Annotated in this window: 17 protein-coding genes; 6 read left to right on the forward strand and 11 right to left on the reverse strand. The window is 67.5% G+C overall.

Annotated features, from left to right (window positions below):
• Positions 1-4 precede the first annotated feature (4 nt).
• Complete coding sequence (locus ACZ9C1_RS04310; RefSeq protein ID WP_139670856.1) at positions 5-1189, reverse strand: acetyl-CoA C-acyltransferase family protein; 1185 nt, start codon at positions 1187-1189, stop codon at positions 5-7.
• Positions 1190-1359: 170 nt separating this feature from the next.
• Between ACZ9C1_RS04310 and ACZ9C1_RS04315 the strand changes: the two genes are divergently transcribed.
• Positions 1360-2373: an AraC family transcriptional regulator gene (locus ACZ9C1_RS04315; RefSeq protein ID WP_139670858.1), complete on the forward strand. Its 1014-nt coding sequence runs from the start codon at positions 1360-1362 to the stop codon at positions 2371-2373.
• Positions 2374-2379: 6 nt separating this feature from the next.
• Here ACZ9C1_RS04315 and ACZ9C1_RS04320 read toward each other — a convergent pair whose 3' ends face one another.
• The 4 genes from ACZ9C1_RS04320 to ACZ9C1_RS04335 all read right to left on the reverse strand — a co-directional run bounded on the left by ACZ9C1_RS04320 (position 2380) and on the right by ACZ9C1_RS04335 (position 8528).
• Complete coding sequence (locus ACZ9C1_RS04320; protein WP_139670860.1) at positions 2380-3777, reverse strand: APC family permease; 1398 nt, start codon at positions 3775-3777, stop codon at positions 2380-2382.
• A 249-nt stretch (positions 3778-4026) separates the two neighbouring features.
• A complete protein-coding gene (locus tag ACZ9C1_RS04325; RefSeq protein WP_102684623.1) occupies positions 4027-5277 on the reverse strand; it encodes a carbohydrate porin in 1251 nt (416 codons plus the stop codon).
• Between the two features lie 109 nt (positions 5278-5386).
• Positions 5387-7792, reverse strand: coding sequence for a glucose/quinate/shikimate family membrane-bound PQQ-dependent dehydrogenase (locus tag ACZ9C1_RS04330; RefSeq protein ID WP_476253649.1), 2406 nt, complete (start codon positions 7790-7792; stop codon positions 5387-5389).
• Between the two features lie 142 nt (positions 7793-7934).
• Positions 7935-8528 carry a TetR/AcrR family transcriptional regulator gene (locus tag ACZ9C1_RS04335; RefSeq protein ID WP_139670867.1) on the reverse strand — a complete coding sequence of 198 codons (594 nt, stop codon included), beginning with the start codon at positions 8526-8528 and terminating at the stop codon, positions 7935-7937.
• Between the two features lie 104 nt (positions 8529-8632).
• Between ACZ9C1_RS04335 and ACZ9C1_RS04340 the strand changes: the two genes are divergently transcribed.
• The gene (locus ACZ9C1_RS04340) at positions 8633-10000 is read left to right on the forward strand and encodes an MATE family efflux transporter (RefSeq protein WP_476253650.1); all 1368 of its coding nucleotides are present in this window, start codon (positions 8633-8635) and stop codon (positions 9998-10000) included.
• Here the strand turns inward: ACZ9C1_RS04340 and ACZ9C1_RS04345 are convergent.
• On the reverse strand, positions 9991-10320 hold the full coding sequence (locus tag ACZ9C1_RS04345) for a cupin domain-containing protein (RefSeq protein ID WP_139670871.1): 330 nt from the start codon (positions 10318-10320) through the stop codon (positions 9991-9993). The genes ACZ9C1_RS04340 and ACZ9C1_RS04345 overlap by 10 nt on opposite strands.
• A 76-nt stretch (positions 10321-10396) precedes the next feature.
• On the opposite strand from ACZ9C1_RS04345, the gene ACZ9C1_RS04350 reads away from it, so the two are divergent.
• Together ACZ9C1_RS04350 and ACZ9C1_RS04355 are read left to right on the forward strand one after the other, a co-directional pair.
• Positions 10397-11296: a LysR family transcriptional regulator gene (locus ACZ9C1_RS04350; protein ID WP_457378091.1), complete on the forward strand. Its 900-nt coding sequence runs from the start codon at positions 10397-10399 to the stop codon at positions 11294-11296.
• A gap of 107 nt (positions 11297-11403) precedes the next feature.
• The gene (locus tag ACZ9C1_RS04355) at positions 11404-12600 is read left to right on the forward strand and encodes an MFS transporter (protein ID WP_476253651.1); all 1197 of its coding nucleotides are present in this window, start codon (positions 11404-11406) and stop codon (positions 12598-12600) included.
• A gap of 10 nt (positions 12601-12610) precedes the next feature.
• Here ACZ9C1_RS04355 and ACZ9C1_RS04360 read toward each other — a convergent pair whose 3' ends face one another.
• On the reverse strand, positions 12611-13222 hold the full coding sequence (locus tag ACZ9C1_RS04360) for a LysE family translocator (protein WP_139670879.1): 612 nt from the start codon (positions 13220-13222) through the stop codon (positions 12611-12613).
• Positions 13223-13320: 98 nt separating this feature from the next.
• Here ACZ9C1_RS04360 and ACZ9C1_RS04365 point away from each other — a divergent pair, with 98 nt between their 5' ends.
• Complete coding sequence (locus tag ACZ9C1_RS04365) at positions 13321-14322, forward strand: GlxA family transcriptional regulator (RefSeq protein WP_476253652.1); 1002 nt, start codon at positions 13321-13323, stop codon at positions 14320-14322.
• Between the two features lie 44 nt (positions 14323-14366).
• Here the strand turns inward: ACZ9C1_RS04365 and ACZ9C1_RS04370 are convergent, their stop codons facing one another.
• On the reverse strand, positions 14367-15221 hold the full coding sequence (locus ACZ9C1_RS04370) for a CAP domain-containing protein (protein WP_258700888.1): 855 nt from the start codon (positions 15219-15221) through the stop codon (positions 14367-14369).
• A 258-nt stretch (positions 15222-15479) separates the two neighbouring features.
• Between ACZ9C1_RS04370 and ACZ9C1_RS04375 the strand changes: the two genes are divergently transcribed.
• Complete coding sequence (locus ACZ9C1_RS04375) at positions 15480-17648, forward strand: TonB-dependent receptor (RefSeq protein ID WP_476253653.1); 2169 nt, start codon at positions 15480-15482, stop codon at positions 17646-17648.
• 21 nt (positions 17649-17669) lie between these two features.
• Here ACZ9C1_RS04375 and ACZ9C1_RS04380 read toward each other — a convergent pair whose 3' ends face one another.
• From ACZ9C1_RS04380 to ACZ9C1_RS04390, 3 genes are all read right to left on the reverse strand, one after another.
• Positions 17670-18824 carry a cysteine desulfurase family protein gene (locus ACZ9C1_RS04380; protein WP_476253654.1) on the reverse strand — a complete coding sequence of 385 codons (1155 nt, stop codon included), beginning with the start codon at positions 18822-18824 and terminating at the stop codon, positions 17670-17672.
• A gap of 162 nt (positions 18825-18986) precedes the next feature.
• Positions 18987-19466, reverse strand: coding sequence for a DUF2269 family protein (locus tag ACZ9C1_RS04385; RefSeq protein WP_102684612.1), 480 nt, complete (start codon positions 19464-19466; stop codon positions 18987-18989).
• 1 nt (position 19467) lies between these two features.
• Positions 19468-20580: a saccharopine dehydrogenase family protein gene (locus ACZ9C1_RS04390; RefSeq protein ID WP_476253655.1), complete on the reverse strand. Its 1113-nt coding sequence runs from the start codon at positions 20578-20580 to the stop codon at positions 19468-19470.
• Positions 20581-20603 lie beyond the last annotated feature (23 nt).

Raw genomic sequence — 20603 nt, forward strand, 5'->3', positions numbered from 1 at the left:
CCTGTCAAACGCGTTCGAAGACGATGGCGATGCCTTGACCGCCACCGATGCACATGGTGGCCAGGGCGTAGCGGCCCTGCACGCGGTGCAGTTCATGGATGGCCTTGGTGGCGATGATCGCGCCGGTGGCGCCGACCGGGTGGCCGAGGGAAATGCCGGAGCCGTTGGGGTTGACCTTTTCCGGGTCGAAGCCCAGGGCGCGAGCCACGGCGCAGGCCTGTGAGGCGAAAGCTTCGTTGGACTCGATCACGTCCAGGTCGCTGACCTTCAGGCCGGCTTTCTCCAGCACCTTCTGCGTCGCCGGGATCGGGCCCAGGCCCATCAGCGCCGGCTCCACGCCGGCGTGGGCGTAGGCGACGATCCGCGCCAGCGGCTTGAGGCCCTGGCGGCGCACGGCGTCGCCGCTGGCCAGGACCAGGCCGGCGGCGCCGTCGTTGATGCTGCTGGCGTTGCCGGCGGTGACGGTGCCGTCCTTCTTGAACACCGGCTTCATGCCGGCCAGTTGTTCGGCGCTGGCATCGGTGCGCACGTTCTCGTCCACGGCGAACTGCACGCTGCCTTTGCGGGTCTTGATCTCGATCGGCACGATCTGGCCGTCGAAGCGGCCTTCGGCGATGGCGCGGGCGGCGCGGTGCTGGCTGGTCAGGGCGACTTCATCCTGCATCTGGCGGCTGATGCCATGGGCCGCCGCGACGTTCTCGGCGGTGATGCCCATGTGGAAGTGCTCGAACGGGTCCTGAAGAATGCCGACCATGTAGTCGATGCCCTGCAGGTCGCCCATGCGTGCGCCCCAGCGCGCCTGCGGCAGCAGGTAGGGGCCGCGGCTCATGGCTTCGGCGCCGGCGGCCAGGGCGATGTCGCTGTCACCCAGCAGCAGGCCCTGGGCAGCCGAGACGATGGCCTGCAGGCCCGAGCCACACAGGCGGTTGACGCTGAAGGCCGGGGTTTCCTTGGGGATGCCGGCGTTCATTGCCGCGACCCGGCCCAGGTAGGCATCGCGTGGTTCGGTGGGGATCACGTTGCCCATCACCACGTGGCCGATCTGCTCGGCGGACACGCCCGAACGCTCGATGGCGGCGCGGGTGACCTGGGTGGCGAGGTCGGCCAGGGGCAGGTCCTTGAGCGAACCGCCGAAGCTGCCGATGGCCGAACGTACCGCGCTGACGACGAAGATTTCTGTGCTGCTCATGAGGGCTCCGTATTCGAAGGCGTGGCGGGGCGCGGGAGGCTCTGCGAGAATGGCGCCCACACCCTGCGGGGTGGATCGAGTCTAGGCAAAGGCCCGCGGGCGGCCTATGCCGGATCTGTTCAGACAACCTGGCATTTTTTGCCACTCAGCATAGACAGCGGACATTTGCCATGCGCGATAGCGACACGGTCGCGGTGTACTTCCTCAATGCCATGGTCCACGCCCTGCGCGACCGGCCCCAGGCGCGGGACGCCCATCTGCGGGCGGTGGGCATCGACCCGCAGGTACTGGCCCAGCCGCTGGCGCGGGTGCCGGCCAAGGCCTTCGCCCAGCTGTGGCTGGCGCTGATCGACGAGCTGCACGATGAGTTCTTCCAGCTCGACAGCCACGGCATGCCCCTGGGCAGCTTCGCCCTGATCTGCCGCGGGTTGATCCAGGAACCGACCCTGGGCAAGGCGCTGCGCCAGTGCCTGGGCAGTTTCGCCCTGTTCCTGCGTGACCTGAACGGCAATGTCACAGTGCGTGGCGCGCGCACCGTGATCAGTGTGCAGTCGAGCATCGCCGATCCGCTGACCCGGGTCTACGCCGAGGAAACCTACCTGGTGCTGGTGATCGGCCTGCTGTGCTGGCTGGCCGGCCGACGCATCGCCATAGACCGTACCGAGCTGGCCCTGGCGCGCCCGGCGCAGGAGGATGACGCATTGCTCTGGGGGCCGGACCTGCGCCTGGGCAGCGGGCGCACCGAGGTGGAGTTCGACAGCGCTTGGCTGCGCCTGCCGGTGGTGCAGGATCTGGCGGGGTTGAAGGGCTTTCTGCGCAGCGCGCCGCAGGGGCTGGTGATCCGCTTTCGCAACCAGAATGGCCGGGTGGCGGAGGTCTATCGGCATTTGCGCGCCCTGCATTACGGACAGTGGCCGACGCTCGACGCCATGGCCGCACGGCAGAAGCTCAGCGCCAGCAGCTTTCGCCGCCAGCTGGAGCGCGAGGGGCGCTCCTACCAGCAGATCAAGGACGAGGTGCGCCGGGCAATGGCCTTCGAGCTGCTGCGCGAAGGCCATCTGAGCATCGCCGAGATCGCCGAGCACACCGGCTTCCAGGAGCCCAGCGCGTTTCACCGGGCGTTCAAGAAGTGGACCGGGCAAAGCCCGGGCAGCTACCGGGCCAGGCGCGCCGCATCGGCTTGATGGCAGTCAGTGCCGCAAGGGCTCGGGCTTGAACAACGGTTTCTTCATCACCGCTTTGATCCACACCACCGCGATCAGTGAAACCACCGCCAGCACCAGCCCGGCGGTGCCGTAGATCTTCAGGCTCATCTCGGGGCTGGGCGATGCGTTCCAGATCGCATACAGCATGCCGCCGATGCCGAACAGTTGCGGCAGCGGATAGAACGGCGTGCGGAACGGCCGCGCCAGGTGCGGGTAACGATGGCGCAGGGCGATCACGTCCAGGTGCACGATGATGTAGGCCAGCAGCCAGGCCAGCGCGGCGGCCAGCAGCAACAGGTTGATCGCCGCAGCGTCCTGGCCCATCAGCAGGATCGGCAGCCCGGTGATCGCCGCCACGAACAGCACGGCGACCCAAGGTGTACGGGCGCGCGGGCTGAGCTGCTTGAACTGGGGGAACGCCTGGCCATTGCAGGCCATGCCGTAGAGCATGCGCGGGATGGCCGCCAGCGAGGTGTTGAGGGTGCTGCAGGTGGCGGTGACTGCGGCGATCACCAGGAACACTTCGCCGGTCTTGCCGAACACCGTGGTGGCGAACAGGTAGTGGGGCAGGGCATCGCTGCCCAGCGCCTCGCGTGGCACCAGGAACAGCGCGCCGAGGCCGTACAGACCGATGGTGGCGAAGATCACGGTCAGGCCGATGATCATCGCGCGCGGGATGTTGCGCTCGGGCTTGCGGGTTTCCTCCACCAGCGAGCAGACGAACTCGGCGCCGACGAAGCCCCACACGGCCATGGCGGTCAGGGCCAGCACCCCGGCGCCCATGGGGTTCCAGTCGCCCTGCAGCAGGGTGGTGGTGACACCGTCGGCATGCCCTTCGCTGATCGCGGCAACGCCGAGGATCAGCAGCACGATCACCATGACCACGGCCATGGCGCTCTGCAGCTTGGCGAAGATGTCGATGCCCATGAGGTTGAGGGCGGTGAACAGGGCAAGTACGCCGAAGGCCACCGAATACTGCGGGAACACCCCGGGGTAGACCTTGCCGACGATCAGGTCGAGCAGCAGCAACTCGGCCGACAGGGCGAACATGGCCACCACCACGTAGCCGGAGAAGGTCGCGAGGATTGCCGGGAAGTGCCCCAGCGCCACCTCGGTGTAGCTCGACAGGCTGCCGGCGCGCGGCACCAGCAGGGCCAACTCGGAGAAGGAGAACGCATAGCTCAGGGCCAGCAGGTAGGCCAGCCCCAACGGCACGATGAAGCCCAGGCCGGCGGCGCCGACCCCCTGCAGCATCATCACCATCACCCCTTGCGACACCACCAGGCCGACGGCTACCGCCAGCAGCGAGCCCAGCCCCAGGACCCGGCGAAAGCCGGCTTGATCGTGCTGCACGCTGGCAGGCACGGACGCACTTGCACTCATGACAGTTCCCCGCTCTTTGTTGTTTTAGTGCGCAGATACTGGGACAGGGTGGCAGGCGGGGAAATTAGTAAATATGTGGTTGGTGCAGAGGAAAAAGCTGGGTTGGCCGGGGGTTGTTGCGCATTCCTTTCGCCGTGGTTCGTCGCCACGACAAGCTGGCTCCCGCAGGGACAGCGCAAGGCTTGAGGTTTGCGCGGTCGGTGTGGGAGCCGGCTTGCCGGCGAAAGGGCCGCAGGGCGGCCCTGGTGCTCAGAATGTCGCCTTGACCTGCAAGCCGAGCACCAGCGCGTTGTCGATGTCCTTCCCGGAAAACGCCCCCGGCTCGACGATGTACTGCACGTCCGGGCGCAGGTTCAGCCACGGCGTGGCCTGGTAGCCGTAGCTCAGCTCAATCAGTTGCTCGGCGCTGTCGATGTCGGGGAATGGCTGGCCGGCATTGAATGCGGCATCCTCGAGCACGTCGCGGCTGCGCGGGTTCGGCACTGCGCGCCCGTAACCCAGCGCCACGGTATCCCGAGGCCGGCCCACGAACGGCTGGTACAGCACCACGCCGGCACCGTACCACTTGGTGAATGGCGAGGCGGCCTTGCTCGACGCCGAGTACTGGCCGAAGGCGTGCAGGCTGCGCCCTGGTAATGCCGGGTCGTTCCACACGGCCTGGTCGACCAGCAGGTAATGGCCACCGCGACCGGCGACTTCCTCGCTGCTGCCGATGCGTTTCACGTTCGAGCTGTCGTAGTAGTAGCCGACCTTGTATTCGCCCGGCAGCTCGCCACGCAGCTTGTACACCAGTTCCAGCGGGAGCACGGTGCCGGTGCTGTGCTTGGGCCCCAGGTGCCAGGCACGGCTGGAATTGCCGTTGCTCTCGGGGTCGACGTTGAACGCCGCAACGCGCAGTTGCCAGTCCGGCGCCAGGTCGTACTTGAGCCGCGCGCCGAGGTGAGCGTTGGGGTAGTTGGTCCAGCCGCTGCCGCCGGACATGTTCAGCGGGTGGCCGCAGAAGCCGGCGTTCATGAAGTTGCACAGGATGCCGCTGTCCAGCCCGCCGAGGTCGTTGCCCATGGCCATGTAGCCGAGCTTGAGGTTGAGCGAAGGCGACAGGTTGCGCTCGTAGCTCAGTTCGGTGAGGCGGGTGTAGAGGCCACCGTAGTTTTCCTGGATCGGCAGGCGGTTGCCCACCAGGTCCTCCGAGGCGCTGTTGCCGCGGCGGTCGTTGATGGTCAGCTGGACCTTGCCGCCGTTGTCGAGGCCGTACAGTTTCGACAGGTCGAACTGCGCGCCCAGCTTGAGGTTCTGCGAGTAGCGGGCCGAACGGTGCAGGCCGCCGTGGGCGTTGTAGGCGGTCTCGCCGCTGTAGTCGCCGGTGAAGGTGATGCCGTCTGCCGCGAGCTGGTGGCGCAGGCCGCCCCAGTCGCCGGTCAGGGTGTTGTCGGCGGCGAATGCAGTGGTGCTGGCGAGGGCAAGGAGCAGGGTGGGGGTGAGGCGTGAAACGGATGACATTGCGAAGTCTCGGGTGGTCTGAAAGGGCCTCATCGCCGGCAAGCCGGCTCCCACAGTGAGTGCGCGCACCCTGTGGGAGCCGGCTTGCCGGCGATACAGGCGACGCGATTTATGGCAATGCGTACGCCATCACATAGTCGCCGCGGTCGGTCGACTGGCGCGCACCGCCGGCAGTGACCACCACGTACTGCTTGCCGGTCCTGGGCGACACATAGGTCATCGGGCCGCCCTGGCTGCCGACCGGCAGGCGGGCTTTCCAGATCTCGCTGCCGTTGCTGCTGTCGTAGGCGCGCAGGTAGAAATCCTGGGTGCCGGCGATGAACACCAGGCCTCCCTGGGTGGACAGGGTGCCGCCGAGCGTCGGCAGGCCGATCTTGATCGGCAGGTGCATGCGGATGCCCAGGGGGCCGGTGTCCTCGACGGTGCCCACCGGCACCTGCCAGGCGACCTGGCGGGTCTTCATGTCGATGGCGGTCAGGGTACCGAACGGCGGTGCCTGGCACGGGATGCCAGCCACCGACAGGAAGCGGTTCTTGTTCACCGCATACGGGGTGCCCTTGAGCGGCACCGCGCCCATGCCGGTATTCAACGCCTCGCCACCGGCGGCGGCATCACCCTTGTTCTGCGACGGGATCATCTGGATCCACAGGCCCAGGCGCATGTCGTTGACGAAGATGAAACCATGCACCGGGTCGGTGGAAATGCTGCCCCAGTTCATCCCGCCCAGCGAGCCCGGGAAGCTCAGCGACAGGTCGGTGCCGGGCGCGGTGTAGAGGCCGTCGTAGCGCATCTTCTTGAAGTCGATGCGGCACAGCAGCTGGTCATAGGGCGTGGCGCCCCACATGTCCGACTCGGTCAGGGTCTGCGCGCCGATCTGCGGCATGCCTACCGATTTCGGCTGGGTTGGCGAGTATGGCTCGTTGGGGATGTTGCTTGGCTTGACCGGCACTTCATCGACTTGCGTGAGCGGCTTGCCGGTGGCGCGATCGAGCACGTAGATCTGCCCGGCCTTGGTGCCGATCACCACGGCCGGCACGCTGCTGCCGTCATCCTTGGTGAAGTCGATCAGGCTTGGCTGCATCGGCAGGTCGAAGTCCCAGAGGTCGTTGTGCACGGTCTGGTAGACCCACTTCTGGTTGCCGGTGGTGGCGTCCAGGGCCAGCACCGAGGCGCCGTAGGTGTGGTCAAGCCTGCTGCGCTCCACGCCGTAGATATCGGTGGACGAGGAGCCCATCGGCAAGAACACGGTGTTCATCGCCGGATCGTACGACATCGGCGCCCAGCTGTTGGGAGTGCTGCGCACGTAGGTGCCGTCGCCTTGCGGGGCAGCGCGGTCTTGCGGGTTGCCGGGGTCGAAGGCCCAGCGCTGGGCCCCGCTGATCACGTCGAAGCCACGGATGACGCCGCCGGGCATGTCGGTCTGCACGTTGTCGGCCACGCGCCCGCCGACCACCACGGTAGTACCGGCCATCAGCGGTGCCGAGGACAGCTGGTAGTAGGAATCCGGGACATCGCCCAGGCCGGCCTTGAGGTCGACCTGGCCGTTTTCGCCGAAGCCCTGGCAGAACGCGCCGGTGTCGGCGTCGACGGCGATCAGGCGGCCATCGATGGTGTTGGTCAGCAGGCGGCGCTGGCAGTTGGCGCCGGCCGGCACGCTGGCCAGAGTGATCGGTGAACTGTTCGGCCGGCTCGGTTGGGCGATCGGCGTGGTGGCGTCGAAGTAGGCCATGCCACGGCAACGCTGCCAGACCTTGGACTGGGCGTTGATGGCGTTCTTCCACAGCTGCTTGCCGGTGTCGGCGTCCAGCGCGATCAGGTTGTTGTGCGGGGTGCAGATGAACACCTTGTCGCCGACCTGCAGCGGGGTGAGCTGGTCTTCGGCGCCATTGCCGTCGCTGAGGGCGACGTCGTCGGTGTGGTAGGTCCAGGCGACCTTGAGCTTGTCGACGTTGCTGCGGTTGATCTGGTCCAGGGCGGCGAAACGGCTGCCGCCTTCGGTGTTGCCGTAGTGGGCCCAGTCCTTCTGTTGCTGGCCGGGCTCCACTGGCGTCAGGCCCGGGCCGTTGCCGGTGGGGGCGATGCTGGGGTGGGCGACGAACATGTTGCCGACGGCGATGGCCAGGGCCACGGTCAGCAAGCCGGCGATGCCATAGGCACCGCGCGCCTCGCGGCGCACCAGTAGCGGGTAAACCAGCGCCACTACGAGGCCGATGGCGGCGAACATGAACAGGCGCGAGAACAGCGGCCAGAACACCAGGCCGCTGTCGGCCACGGCCCAGATCGCGGTGCCGGCGAGGAACAGGGCGTACAGCCAGGCGCCGGCGGGTTTGCCTCGGGCGATGAGCAGGCCGGCGAGGGCCATGGCCAGGCCGCCGGTCAGGAAGTACCAGGAGCCGCCCAGGCCGGCCAGCTTGAGGCCGCCGGCGGCCAGGAGCAGGCCGAGCAGGGCGATGACAACGCCCAGGCCGACCAGGATGAAGGTTGAGGCGCCACGGGCGCGGGGGGAGTCTTTCATGCCAGGGATCTCGCAGGTGGAATGCCGGCAGTTTAATCCCTTAGCAAGCTAATTAACAAGTTAGTACATTTTAAATCGGGACCGATTGTCGCAGGGGCGTGCAGACCTGCTGGAGCCCCTGCGCTGCAACATGCCAATGGCGTCAGGCCTGCAACCCCTCCAGCACGCAGCGCAACGCCCCTTTCACGCGTTCGGCGGCCGCCTGCGGATCGTCCTGGGCAATCACCCAGATACCGCTGTCGCCCATGGCGCCGTTGAGCAGGTGGGCCATGGCCACGGCATCGAACGCGCGCAGCCTGCCGGCCTGCTGCAACTCGACCAGGCCCTGGGCCATGGGACCGATGTAGCTGGCCTCTTCCATCTCGCGCAGGCGCGGGCCGAGCACGCCGGGGGCATCCTGCAACAGGATGCGCCGCAGTGCTGGTTCATGCAGCAGGTCGTAGTAGTACAGGCAGGTGTCGATATAGCCCTCCCACGGATCGGCGTGGGTGGCGTAGCGGGCATCGATGGCCTGGTTGATCTCGTCGAGCAGGTGTTGCACCACGGCGGTGAACAGCCCGGCCTTGCCGCCGAAGTGGTGGTGCAGGGCGCCGCGGGTGAGGTCGGCTTCAGCGCACAGTTCGTCCATCACCACGGCGGCAAAGCCTTTTTCGGCGAACTGGCGACGGGCAACGGCGATCAGCCGTTCGGTGGTGTCGGCGCTCATGGCGGCGCGGCTGCGGCGTGGGGTGGGCATTGAGGCTCCGATGAAAAAAAACGATGGATGAAAATTAGCATACGTTGCGTATGTCAATAAATGGCATTAGCATACGCGGCGTATGTCAATTGGAGGTTGTCACCGTGTCTGCCCTCGTTTCGCGTAAACCCACTGCCTGGCTGGGCGAGCTGCCGGGCCTGCTGCGCCTGGCACTGCCGCTGGTGCTGGGCCTGTCGGCGGCCGAGCTGATCAGCCTGACCGACACCGTGCTGCTGGCTTCGCTGGGCACATTGGTGCTGGCCTGTGTCGCGCTGACCAGCAGTGCCGGGCTGATTTTCCATGCCGGGCTGTACGGCATGCTCGCCACCCTCAGTGTGCGCGTCGGCCACGCCTTCGGCGCCGATGATCCGGGCGAGGTGGCGCGCACGCTGCGTGGCGGCCTCGGCTATGGGTTGCTGGTCGGCATCCTCGGCTGCCTGGCCATGCTGGCCACGCTGCCGCTGGTGCAATGGCTGGGCGTGCCGCTGCCGGACGTGGCCCTGCTGACGCCATACTGGCAGGCCATGGCCGTGTTCCTGATTCCGTACTGCCTGGCGGTGCTGTTCAAGGACGTGCTGGAGGCCATCGGCCGGCCTTGGGTGGCCGTGCTGCTGGTGATGAGCGCGGTGCTGTTCAACCTGCCGCTGAGCTATGGCCTGATCCATGGGCATTTCGGCTTGCCGGCGCTGGGGTTGCTGGGTGCGGGCATCGCCGGGGTGATCGCCGAGTCGCTGGCGGTGGTGCTGGCCCTGGCCTATTGGCGGATGGCGCCGTCGTTGGCGCGCTATCGCCAGGCGCCACAGGGGCGGCACTTGTCCTGGCGCACGCTGCTTGGCGAGGGCTGGCCACTGGGGCTGGGCTACCTGGCCGAGGCCGGCGCGGTGGTGATCGCGGCATGGATGCTTGGCTGGCTGGGCAATGCCGCGCTGGCCGCCAACCAGGTGGTGCAGTCGATCGGCGCGCTGCTGTACATGCTGCCGCTGGGCATGGCCGCGGCGGTGAGCATTCGCATCAGCCAGGCCCAGGGCCGCGGCGAGACGGCGCGCATCCGCGCCATCGGCAGCGCCACCTTCGCCAGCGTCACCGCCTGGATGCTGGTGGCCACCGTGCTGCTGGCGCTGTTCGGGCGGCGCATCGCCGAAGCCATGAGCGACGACCCGCAGGTCATCGCCATCGCCGTGCCGATGTTCGTGGTGGTCGCGGCGATGCAGGTGGCCGACGGCCTGCAATCCACCGCGCTGGGCGCCTTGCGTGGCCTGCAGGACTACCGCTGGCCGGTGGGGGTGACCTTGGTCAGCTACTGGTTGCTGGCGCTGCCGATGAGCTACTGGCTGGCCTTCCATTCCGCGCTGGGCCCGGTGGGTGTGTGGGTGGGCTTCGCCTGTGGCCTGGCGGTGTCGGCGGTGCTGCTGCCGTGGCGTTTCTATCGGCTGCAGGCAAGGCCGCTCACCGCGGCGCTGGTTCAGCCCTGATAGAAAACCGCCAGCCACACCGTGGCCACGCCGGGCTCGGTCCACTCCACGCGGTGGCGGCAGCGGGGCGGGATGTCCAGGTGGTCGCCTGCGCGCAGCACGCGGGTGTGCGTCTCGTGCTCCAGGCGCAGCCCGGCGCTGCCGCTGAGCACGACCACCCATTCGCCCTCGGCCTGGTCGTACCAGAACCCCTCAGGGCTGGCCTGGCCGCTGGAGACGATGCGTTCGATGCGCAAGCCCGGCCGCCGCAGCAGTTCGGTGAATTGCTCATCGGCCTCGGGGGCCAGCGGTGGCAGGGCGGTGAACAGGTTGTCTGGCATGGGACGGCTCGCGGGTGGTTGATTGCAGAGGGGCAATTGTAGGAAGGTTTCGGCTTTTGCCCCACGGAAAACCACGATGGACAAGCTGCTGGCGATCAAGGTGTTCATGGCCACCGCCGAGACCGGGGGTTTTTCCGCCGCCGCGCGCAGGCTAGGGGTGGCGACGTCTTCGGTGACCCGCCAGGTCGATGCCCTCGAACAAGCGCTCGGGGCCAGCCTGCTCAACCGCTCCACCCGCCAGGTCAGCCTGACCGAGGCCGGCATCAGCTACTACCAGCGCGCCCGCGAGATCCTCGAGGCGCTGGCTGAAGCCGACGCCAGCGTCGCCGACCGTGGCGAGGAGCCGGTGGGGGTGCTGCGCCTGTGTCTGCCGGTGGAGTTCGGCCGGCGGGTGATTGCCCCGCACCTGGGGGCGTTTCTCGCCCGTCACCCGGCCCTGGAGCTGGACATCGACCTCAGCGACCGTTTCGACGACCTGCTCGACGGGCGCTACGACTTGGCCATCCGCCTGGGCCAACCGGCGCCCGGCGATGAACTGGTGTGCCGGCCGCTGGGCCGCTTCGAGCGTTGGCTGGTGGCAAGTCCCGCGTACCTGCGTCAGCACCCGCCGCTCGGCGAACCGCGACAACTGGCCGATCACGCCTGCCTGCGTTTTCGTTACGGCCAGTCGGCGCGGCCCTGGCGCCTGAGCCAGGGCGAGCAATGCCTGGAACTGGATATCAGCGGCCCGCTGCGCAGCGCCAATGCCGACCTGTTGCGCGAGGCGGCGATTGCTGGCAGTGGGGTGGCGTTGCTGGCCGACTGGCTGGTGCGCGAGGATGTCGAGGCCGGGCGCCTGCAACGGCTGTTCGCCGACTGGACGGTGAATCCGGGCAATGCCAGCGCCAGCATCAACGCCCTGTACCTGCCCAATCACCGTGGTTCGCGACGGGTGATGGCGTTCGTCGCCTTCTGTGAGGGGCTGCTGGCAGGCTGAGGCGTTGCGTGTCGCGCAAAGGCCTGTTGCGCAGGCGATGGATTCTCCCCGGGGCGAATGTCCGTCACCCTTCGCGCACATCCTTTCGCAAGCCGAGGTACCCTCGAATGAATCCCTCCCTCGCCGTCGCCCAGCCAGCGGCCCCAGGCCTGAGTCGCGCCCTGGTGATGCTGCTGGCGTTCTGCTGCGGCGCCATCGTCGCCAACATCTACTATGCCCAACCCATCGTCGGCCTGATCGCCCCGGACGTTGGCCTGTCCACCGAGCAGGCCGGCCTGATTGTGTCCCTGACCCAGATCGGCTACGCCCTGGGCCTGTTGTTTCTGGTGCCGCTGGCCGACCTGCTGGAGAACCGCCGGCTGATGGTCGCCACGGCGGTGCTGGCCGCCGGCAGCCTGTTGCTGGCTGGCACCAGCGGCCATGGGCAGGGCGAGGTGTTCCTGCTGTACGCGTTGCTGATCGGCTTCAGTTCGGTGGCGGTGCAGATGCTGATACCGCTGGCGGCGCATCTGGCGCCGGAGCGCGAGCGTGGCAGGGTGGTCGGCAACATCATGGGTGGGTTGCTGCTGGGGATCCTCCTGGCGCGTCCACTGGCAAGCCTGGTGGCGGATCATTTCGGCTGGCGTGCGGTGTTCGTCGGTGCCGCCGGGTTGATGCTGGCGATCATCCTGCTGCTGGCGTCGACCCTGCCGCGCCGAGTCCCCGAGCACAAGGCGAGCTATGCCGGGCTGATGGCCTCGTTGCGGGTGCTGTTGCGCCGTTATCCGGTGTTGCGCCAGCGGGCGTTGTACCAGGCGCTGATGTTCGCGGCGTTCAGCCTGTACTGGACGGCGGTGCCGCTGGCGCTGGCCGCTGAACATGGCCTGTCGCAGAGCCAGATCGCGCTGTTCGCCCTGGTCGGGGCGGTGGGCGCGGTGGCGGCGCCGTTGGCCGGGCGGTTGGCCGATGCCGGGCATGGACAGCGCGCTTCGTTGCTGGCGATGAGCCTGGCGCCGCTGGCGTTGCTCGGCGGCCTGAGTACCGCGGGCATGAGCGTGATCGGCCTGGGGCTGACCGGGGTGCTGCTGGATTTTGCCGTGCAGATGAACCTGGTCATCGGCCAGCGCGAGCTGTACGCGCTGGATCCGGCCAGCCGTGGCCGCTTGAATGCCCTGTACATGACCAGCATCTTCCTCGGCGGCGCCGTGGGCTCGGCGCTGGCCAGCGGGGTGTATGCGCAGTTCGGCTGGCATGGGGTGGCACTGTTGGGGGCGGGATTGCCGGCGGTGGCGCTGGTGGTGTTCCTGATCTTTTCCTGGCGCTGATCCCGGGTGTTTATCGTCCCAGCGGCAGGGCCACGCCGATCAGCGCAAACAGGCCGCCACAGGCACGGTTGAACCCCCGGCCACCCTTGGCCAGCCATGGCCGGATGCGAAATGCCAGGCGCGCCAGCAGGTACTCCACCAGGCACTCGACACTGGCGAAGGTCGCCGCCATCACCACGAACTGCAGCAGCAGGCCGCGCTGCGGGTCGATGAATTGCGGCAGGAACGCGCCATAGAACAACAGCACCTTGGGGTTGGCCAGCGCCGACAGGCAGCCCTGGCGGAACAGCCCGGCATTGCTCAGCGCGGTACTGCCGCGGGGCAACTCGAGATGCAGCGCCGGGGTGCGCCACAGCTGGATCCCCAGCCAGACCAGGTAGGCCCCGCCCACCCACTTGAGCACCGTCAGCACCGAGGCCGAGGCCTGCAGCAGGGCACTCAGGCCGAACATGGTCAGGGCGATCAGGGCGCTGAAACCGAACACTCCGCCGCCGATGGTGAACAGCGTGCGCCGGGCGCCGTACAGCGCGCCATGGGTCAGGGCCAGCAGGCTGTTGGGGCCTGGAGTAAGGGACAGGCCAATGCTGGCGAGCAGGTAGATGAGCCAGGTGTCGAGTGCCATGGGTGTGCCTTGTCGGTGGTGAGGGCGCCAGTGTAGGGCAGGGTGGTAGCAATGCAGGGTAGTATTCGGACAACTGATGGTCATATCCGGACATTGCCATGACACCCGACCTGCGTCTGCTGATCCTGCCGCTGCCGGAATTCGCCTTGCTGCCCTTCGGCGCCTTCCTCGACAAGCTGCGCTTTTCCGCCGACGACGAGGACTACAGCCGCCAGCGCTACTGCCGCTGGACCGTGATCGGCCTGGACCTGGCGCCTGTGCCGTCCAGCAGTGGGGCCATGGTGCAGGTGGAGGCGACGTCCGCGCAGGTCGACTGGAGCGCCTACGACCATCTGGTGCTGTTCGGCGGGCGCAATGCCAGCGCCACGGCGGCATTGGCGCCACGCTACCGGGCCTTGCTGAAACAGGCGGCCAAGGCGGGGGTGAGGCTGGTCTGCGTCGACAACGCGGCCTTCCTGCTGGCGGCCTGTGGCCTGCTGGACGGTCATCAGGTGGTGGTGCACTGGCGTCATGAGGCCGAGTTCCGCGTGGCGTTTCCCCGTGTGCGGCTGCTGACCGGGCAGTTGTATTGCTTCGACGGCAGCCGTATCACCTGCGCCGGCGGCACGGCGGCCATCGACCTGGCGGTGGAGCTGATCGCCCGCGCCAGCGGCCGCGCCCGAGCGCTCAAGGGCCTGGCCGACATGCTGGTGGATGAAAGCCGCGACAGCCGCCACGCCTTGCGCTCGCTGGAGGCCGGCGCCGGGGAGGGGCGCCAGGTGCAACGGGCCACGGCGCTGATGCGCCATCACCTGGCGGCGCGGCTGCCGGTGGAGGCGCTGGCGGCGGAGCTGGGGATCAGCCGGCGCCAGCTCGACCGCCAGTTCCAGGCCTGCCATGGCATGAGCGCCAAGGCCTGGTGGCAGGAGCTGCGCCTGCAGCAGGCGCGCTGGCGGTTGCTCAACTCCAGCCACAGCCTGGCGCAGATCGCCGATGAAGTGGGCATGGGCGATGCCAGTTACCTGGGCAAGTGGGTGCGGCGGCGTTTCGGTTGTACGGCGCTGGCGCTGCGCAAGTCCGAGCCGGACTCATCGCGGGGCAAGCCCGCTCCCACGGTCTGACTCGCAGCTTGCAGGGGCGTGGGAGTGGGCTTCGGGATGTGGGTTTACTGCGGCGTACCGAACAACCCCGTCCAGTAGATCCCCGCATCGCTCTTCGGGTCCACCGCATACGCCGCCCCCAGTTCACGGAAGTCCGCGTTCATCAGCGTGGCGCAGTGCCCAGGGCTGGCCAGCCAGCCATCGACCACCTTGCGCGCGGTATCGCGCCCGGCGGCGATGTTCTCGCCGATCTGCCGATACAGGTAGCCGGCCAGTTCCGCGCGGTCGCCCGGCGTGCGGCCATCGCGGTCGATATGGTCGAAGAAGTTCTGGTTGGCCATGGCCCGGGTGTGGTTGGCGGCGACGCCGGCCAGGGTCGCGCTCCAGGCCAGCGCCGGGGCGGCGGGGTAGGGCTGGCCGCCGCACTGGCGCGGCAGGTTGCGCGCGGCGTTGATTTCCTGCAACAGCTTCTGCCCTTCGGCCTGCCAGTCGCCCAGGCGCCCGCTGAGCAGCGGGCGGGCCAGGACGATGCGCCAGTCGCGACCCTCCTGGCTGACCCCGATATCGACGAACTGCGGGTCGAGCACCACCTGGCAGAAGCTCTCCTCGATGGCTTTCATCGCCGCCTTGGCATCCCGTGGGCCGGACAGGCTGATGGCCTGCACGTTGACCATCGGGTAGGCGGCGCGGGTCATGGCCTGCTGCAGGTCGCGGGTGCCCTCCGGCGACAGCGCCAGGCGGGTGTCGCTGTTGAGCGGCGGCAGCTCCAGCGAAGCCTCGCCGCCACAGCGCTGGGCCTGGCTGCGGTAGACGTTGATCGTATCGATCAGTTGCGCTTCTTCGCCGGCATACGCCTGGCTGCCGGTGGCGGCAAGCAGGCCCAGCGTCAGGCCGAGGCAGGCAACGGATGGGACGCGCATGTGGATCTCCCTGTAACTGGCAGCGTCTGGATCTGCGCTGCCCATCCTACACAAGCGCAAGGCTTTTGGCCCGGCCCTGTGCGGTATGAAAACCAAGCCTTGCAATCGATTGCAGTCGGCAAAAGAGGGGGTAGACCACTGGTCGGCAAAAAAGTGCGGTTGTTTGGTAATAATTCGCACTATCGGCTAGAAACACTACTCAGTCACTTCAAGTTTCTCATCCGCCAGGACGGCCCTGACCCTTCCCGGGAGCCCTCCATGACACGTGCCTGCCCGTATCAATCGACCCTCCTTGCGCTGTGCTGTTCCGTTGCCGTCAGCGCCCATGGCGCAGAGGGCGCCATCGAGCTGGATGCCACCGCCGTCAACGCCGAGGCGCTCAAGGCGCCTGCCGGCGAACTGCCCGAACCCTATGCCGGCGGCCAGGTGGCCCGTGGCGGACAGATGGGCGTGCTGGGCAACCAGGACATGATGGACGTGCCGTTCACCATGACCAGCTACACCGCGCAGCTGATCGAGGAGCAGCAGGCCGAGGACATCGGCGACGTGCTGCTCAACGACCCCTCGGTGCGCCAGTCGTTCGGTTTTGGCAACCAGTCCCAGGTCTTCGTCATCCGTGGCCTGCCGCTCAATGGCGACGACGTGGCGTTCAACGGCCTGTACGGCGTGTTGCCGCGGCAAATGATTTCCACCGATGCGGTGGAGCGGGTCGAGGTGTTCAAGGGGCCCAATGCCTTTCTCAACGGCGCCAGCCCGACCGGCACCGGCCTGGGCGGCAACGTCAACCTGCAACCCAAGCGCGCCGGCGACACGCCGACCCGCCGCTATACACAGGACATCAGCAGTGACGGGCGCATCGGCGAGCACCTGGACATTGGCCAGCGCTTCGGCGCGGACAATCGCTTCGGCGTGCGCCTGAACCTCTCGCAGCGCGAGGGCGAGACGGCGGTCGACGACCAGGACCAGCGCAGCAAGCTGTTCGTCGCCGGGCTCGACTACCGTGGCGACAACTTCCGGGTGTCGGGCGATTTCGGCTACCAGAAGCAGCGGGTCAACCATATGCGCAACTCAGTGCGCCTGGGCGCCGGCCTGACCGATATCCCCCATGCGCCGGACGCCGATCACAACTACGGCCAGGACTGGGCCTGGACCGAGACCGAGGACACCTTCGGCATGCTCCGCGGCGACTACGACTTCAACGACAACTGGAGCGGCTACCTGGCGGGGGGCGTCAAGCACACCCACGAGAACGGCTTCTACGGCACGCCGATCCTCACCGACGCGGCCAGCGGCGACGCCACCATCGGCGGCTCGAAGATCCCCCACAACGAGGACAACACCACCTTCATGGGCGGCATCAATGGCCGCTTCCAGACAGGGCCGCTCAGCCATCAGCTGAACATCGGCGCGGCGAGCATCTGGACCCAGCAGGAGAACGCCTTCGTCTTCTACAACTCGCAGGCCACCAATATCTACCGCACCGACCCGTTGCCAAAACCGACCACGCCGACCTTCGTCGGCGGCAAGCTGGACGACCCCGGCGTGACCGGCAAGACCCGCAACCGCAGCATCGCGCTGTCCGACACCGTGGGCCTGTTCGATGACACCCTGCTGCTCACCGTGGGCGTGCGGCGCCAGCAACTGCGGGTGGAGGGCTACGCCTACGACGGGCCGGGCCCGGACCTGGGACGCAACGCCTTCTATGACGAGGCGGTCACCACGCCGGTGTACGGCATCGTCTACAAGCTCAACCCATCGGTCTCGCTGTATGCCAACCGTATCGAGGGCCTGGCCCAGGGCGCCACGGCATCAGGGCAGGTGATCAATGTCGGCGAGGTGTTCCCGCCGGCCAAGACCAAGCAGGTGGAGGCGGGGGTCAAGCTCGATTACCAGACCTTCGGCGCCAACCTGGCGGTGTTTCGCATCGAGCGGCCCACCGATGGCTTCGTCGACGGCAATGTGTTCGTCCAGGATGGCGAGCAGGTCAACAAGGGGCTTGAGCTCAGTGTGTTCGGCGAGCCGCTGCCGGGGCTGCGGTTGATGGCCGGTGGCACGCGCATGGACACCGAGCTGAAAAACACCCAGGGCGGCACGGCCGATGGCAACCACGCGATAGGTGTGCCGACCTTCCAGCTCAATGCCAGTGTCGATTGGGATGTGCCGGGGCTGGAGGGCGTGGCGCTCAATGCGCGTATGCTGCGCACCGGCGGGCAGTACGCCAACCCGGCCAACACCCTGAGCCTGCCGACCTGGAACCGTTTCGACGTTGGCGCACGCTATCGCTTCAAGGTGCAGGAAAAGGCGGTGACCCTGCGGGTCAACGTGGAGAACCTGACGGACAAGAACTACTGGGCGTCGGCCAATGGGGGGTATTTGACCCAAGGCGACCCGAGACTGGTGAAGTTCTCGGGGACCCTGGATTTTTGAAGCCTGTGCCGGCGGCGTGCCTTACCAGAGCGCTACTGCCGCCGCGCCGATCACCCGGCCAAACACCGCCAGCGCCGTGTCCACGTCCGCTTCGCTGGTGTAGCGCCCGACGCTCAGGCGCACGCTGTTACGCGCCTGGCGCTCGTCGAGGCCGAGGGCCAGCAGCACGTGGGACGCCGCATTGCTCGCCGAGTTGCACGCCGAAGTGCTCGACAGCGCCAGCTCGCCCGCCAGGGCCAGGCTGTTGAACCCCTTGGCGTCGATGCACAGGTTGAGGGTGTGGGGAATGCGCTGCACCGCACAGCCGTTGAGCGTGACCCCGGGCATTGCCAGCAGGCTGTCGCGCAAGTGCCGGGCGAGTTGCTCCAGGCGCTGGTACTCCGCCGCGCCGGGCTGGCCGGCCAGGGCGAAGGCGCTGCCCATGCCGACGATCTGGTGGGTGGCCAGGGTGCCAGAGCGCAGGCCGCGCTCATGGCCGCCGCCGTGCATCTGCGCACGCATCGCCGGGCGGGCGCGAGGGCCGACGTAGAGGGCACCGATGCCCTTGGGACCATAGACCTTGTGTGCCGAGAACGACATCAGGTCGACCGCCTGCTGCGCCAGGTCGATCCGAACCTTGCCCACTGCCTGCGCCGCGTCCACGTGCAAAAGCGCACCGTGTTCGCGGACGATTGCCCCGATAGCGGCAAAGTCGGTCACCGTGCCCAGTTCGTTGTTCACCGCCATCAGCGATACCAGGCGGGTGTCCGGGCGCAGCGCGGCCTGGACCGCTTGGGGCTGGATCAACCCTCGGGCATCCGGGGCCAGGCGGGTCACCGCCCAGCCCAGGCGCTCCAGTTCGGCGGCGGTGTCTAGGATGGCCTTGTGCTCAAGCTGGCTGGTGATCACATGCCCCGGCTGCGCGAAGCCCTGGGCGATGCCCTTGAGCGCGAGGTTGTTCGATTCGGTGGCGCCGGAGGTCCAGACCAGCTCGTCGGGCTGCGCGCCGACCTGCACGGCCACCTGATAGCGGGAATGCTCGACGGCTTCGCGGGCCGCCTGGCCGTGGGAATGGCCGCTGGAGGCGGGGTTGCCGAAGTTCGACTCACGGCCCAGGCAGGTGAGCATGGCGGCGATGACTTGGTCATCGACCGGCGTGGTGGCGGCGTAATCGAAGTAGAGCGGGGTGCTGGGCATGATCAAGGGCGGGTCCGTGCGTGGACGCCGCCTGTCGGCATCCATGGACTCATGCTAGGGAAATGGTGATATGAATGTTTTCCAATTTTTCCAGCTTGTGGGGCTTTCAGGAAAAACTTCTACTCGCTATTTGCTTGGATGTAGAAATATTTTCTTGGCGTATCAAAGCCACTGCCATGGCGCCTGTTTGGTAACCATCACCAGCACGATCAAGAACATCCCGGCAAACCCTACCACCCCCATCCACAGCCATGGGCGATACAGCCGCTGGTAGGCCTGGCCCAGGGCCGCGCCGCTGTCGACCGCCTGGACGGCAAGGGTGTGCAGGCGTTTTTGCAACAGCAACACCGGCAGCCACAAGGCGCCGACCGCGAAGAAGATCAGCAGCGCGGCGCGTAGCCAGTCGGCGGACCACGGCATGCCGCCCATGCTGACCATGGCGTAGCCGGTCAGCAGTTGCAGTACGCCCGCCGGCGTGGTGATCCAGGCGTCGAAGCGCACCACCATCCGCGCCACAGCGGCGATCACCCGCGGATCGCCGCTGCGATTGGCGGCGATCAGGTACAGGTAAGAGCCCATGCCAAAGCCGAAGAGAAACACGGCGGCGACGATATGCAGGTATTTGAGCAGCAGGTAGCTCATCTCAGGCGCGCCTGTGCTGCAAGCCGACGCTGTAGCGCACCTTGTCCGGCTCGCCGATGGCCGCCAGGTACTGTTCAACGCTGATCTCGCCGACGCAGGGGCGGGCGCCCGGTTCAGGCTGGTAGCCTTCGACGACCCTGGCCATCAGCGCCACTGCCGCGCAGCTGGGGATCTCCGGGCCCTTGTCGTCGCTGGCGCTGACCTGAGCCTGCAGGCGCAGTGGCTGGCCTTGCAGGTCCAGGCCGCGAACGTCGAGGTACATCGCGCTCTTGCCATCGCCCCAGCGTTCGAAACGGCTGCCCAGCCGATGCAGGCGCCGCGCCCAGGGCAGCGGGTCGCGCACCAGGCCCATCTTGACCAGCCGCGCCAGTGCCGCATTGACCAGGCCGCCAAGCATCAGCCCGGAGCCGGCCTTGAACGCCAGGTCACGGGCGCCGTAGCGTGCGGCGAAGATGTCCATGTCCGGCACGTCGACGTTGTTCAGCAGGCGCCAGCCGAGCCCGGGCAGATGGCGCAGCTGCAGGCCGAGCCAGCCGTCCACGCTGTACGGACGGCCGTCGCGCCACTGGCGGATCGGCCTGCCGGCATAGGCCAGCACACCTTCGATGGTGGACAGGCCGGGCATCTTCGCCGAGGAAGAAATGCCGTGCTCGATGCGGTCGATACGGCTGAAGTGATGGCGCTGCTCGTCGAGAATCGCCGACGACAGGCTCGGCACCGAACTGCAGCCACTGAGCAGGGTGACCTGGGCCCGGCGGGCACGTTCGTCCAGTTGGGCGATGCCATTGACGAACAGCCGGCAGTCGGACAGGTCGCAGTAGTGCGCGCCGGCTTCGATGCAGGCCTCGGCCACGCGGTAGGGCTGGCCCTGGAAGGGGCCGCCGGTGTGGATCACCCAGTCGATGCGCAGCGCGCGCAGGGCATCGGCGAAGCCGGGGGCCATCGCATCGCCGCACCAGCTTTCGCTGCCGTTCAACCGTGCGGCCAGTTGCGAGAGACTGTCGGCATTGCGGCCGGCGATCACCAGTTGCACGGCGGGCATCTGGTTCAGGTGGCGGCAGATGATACGGCCGAAGTTGCCGTAGGCGCCGATCACCAGGATTCGGGGAGACATGCTGGGGTCCTTGTGCATGTGTC

This window comes from Pseudomonas sp. TE21435, from assembly GCF_056279265.1.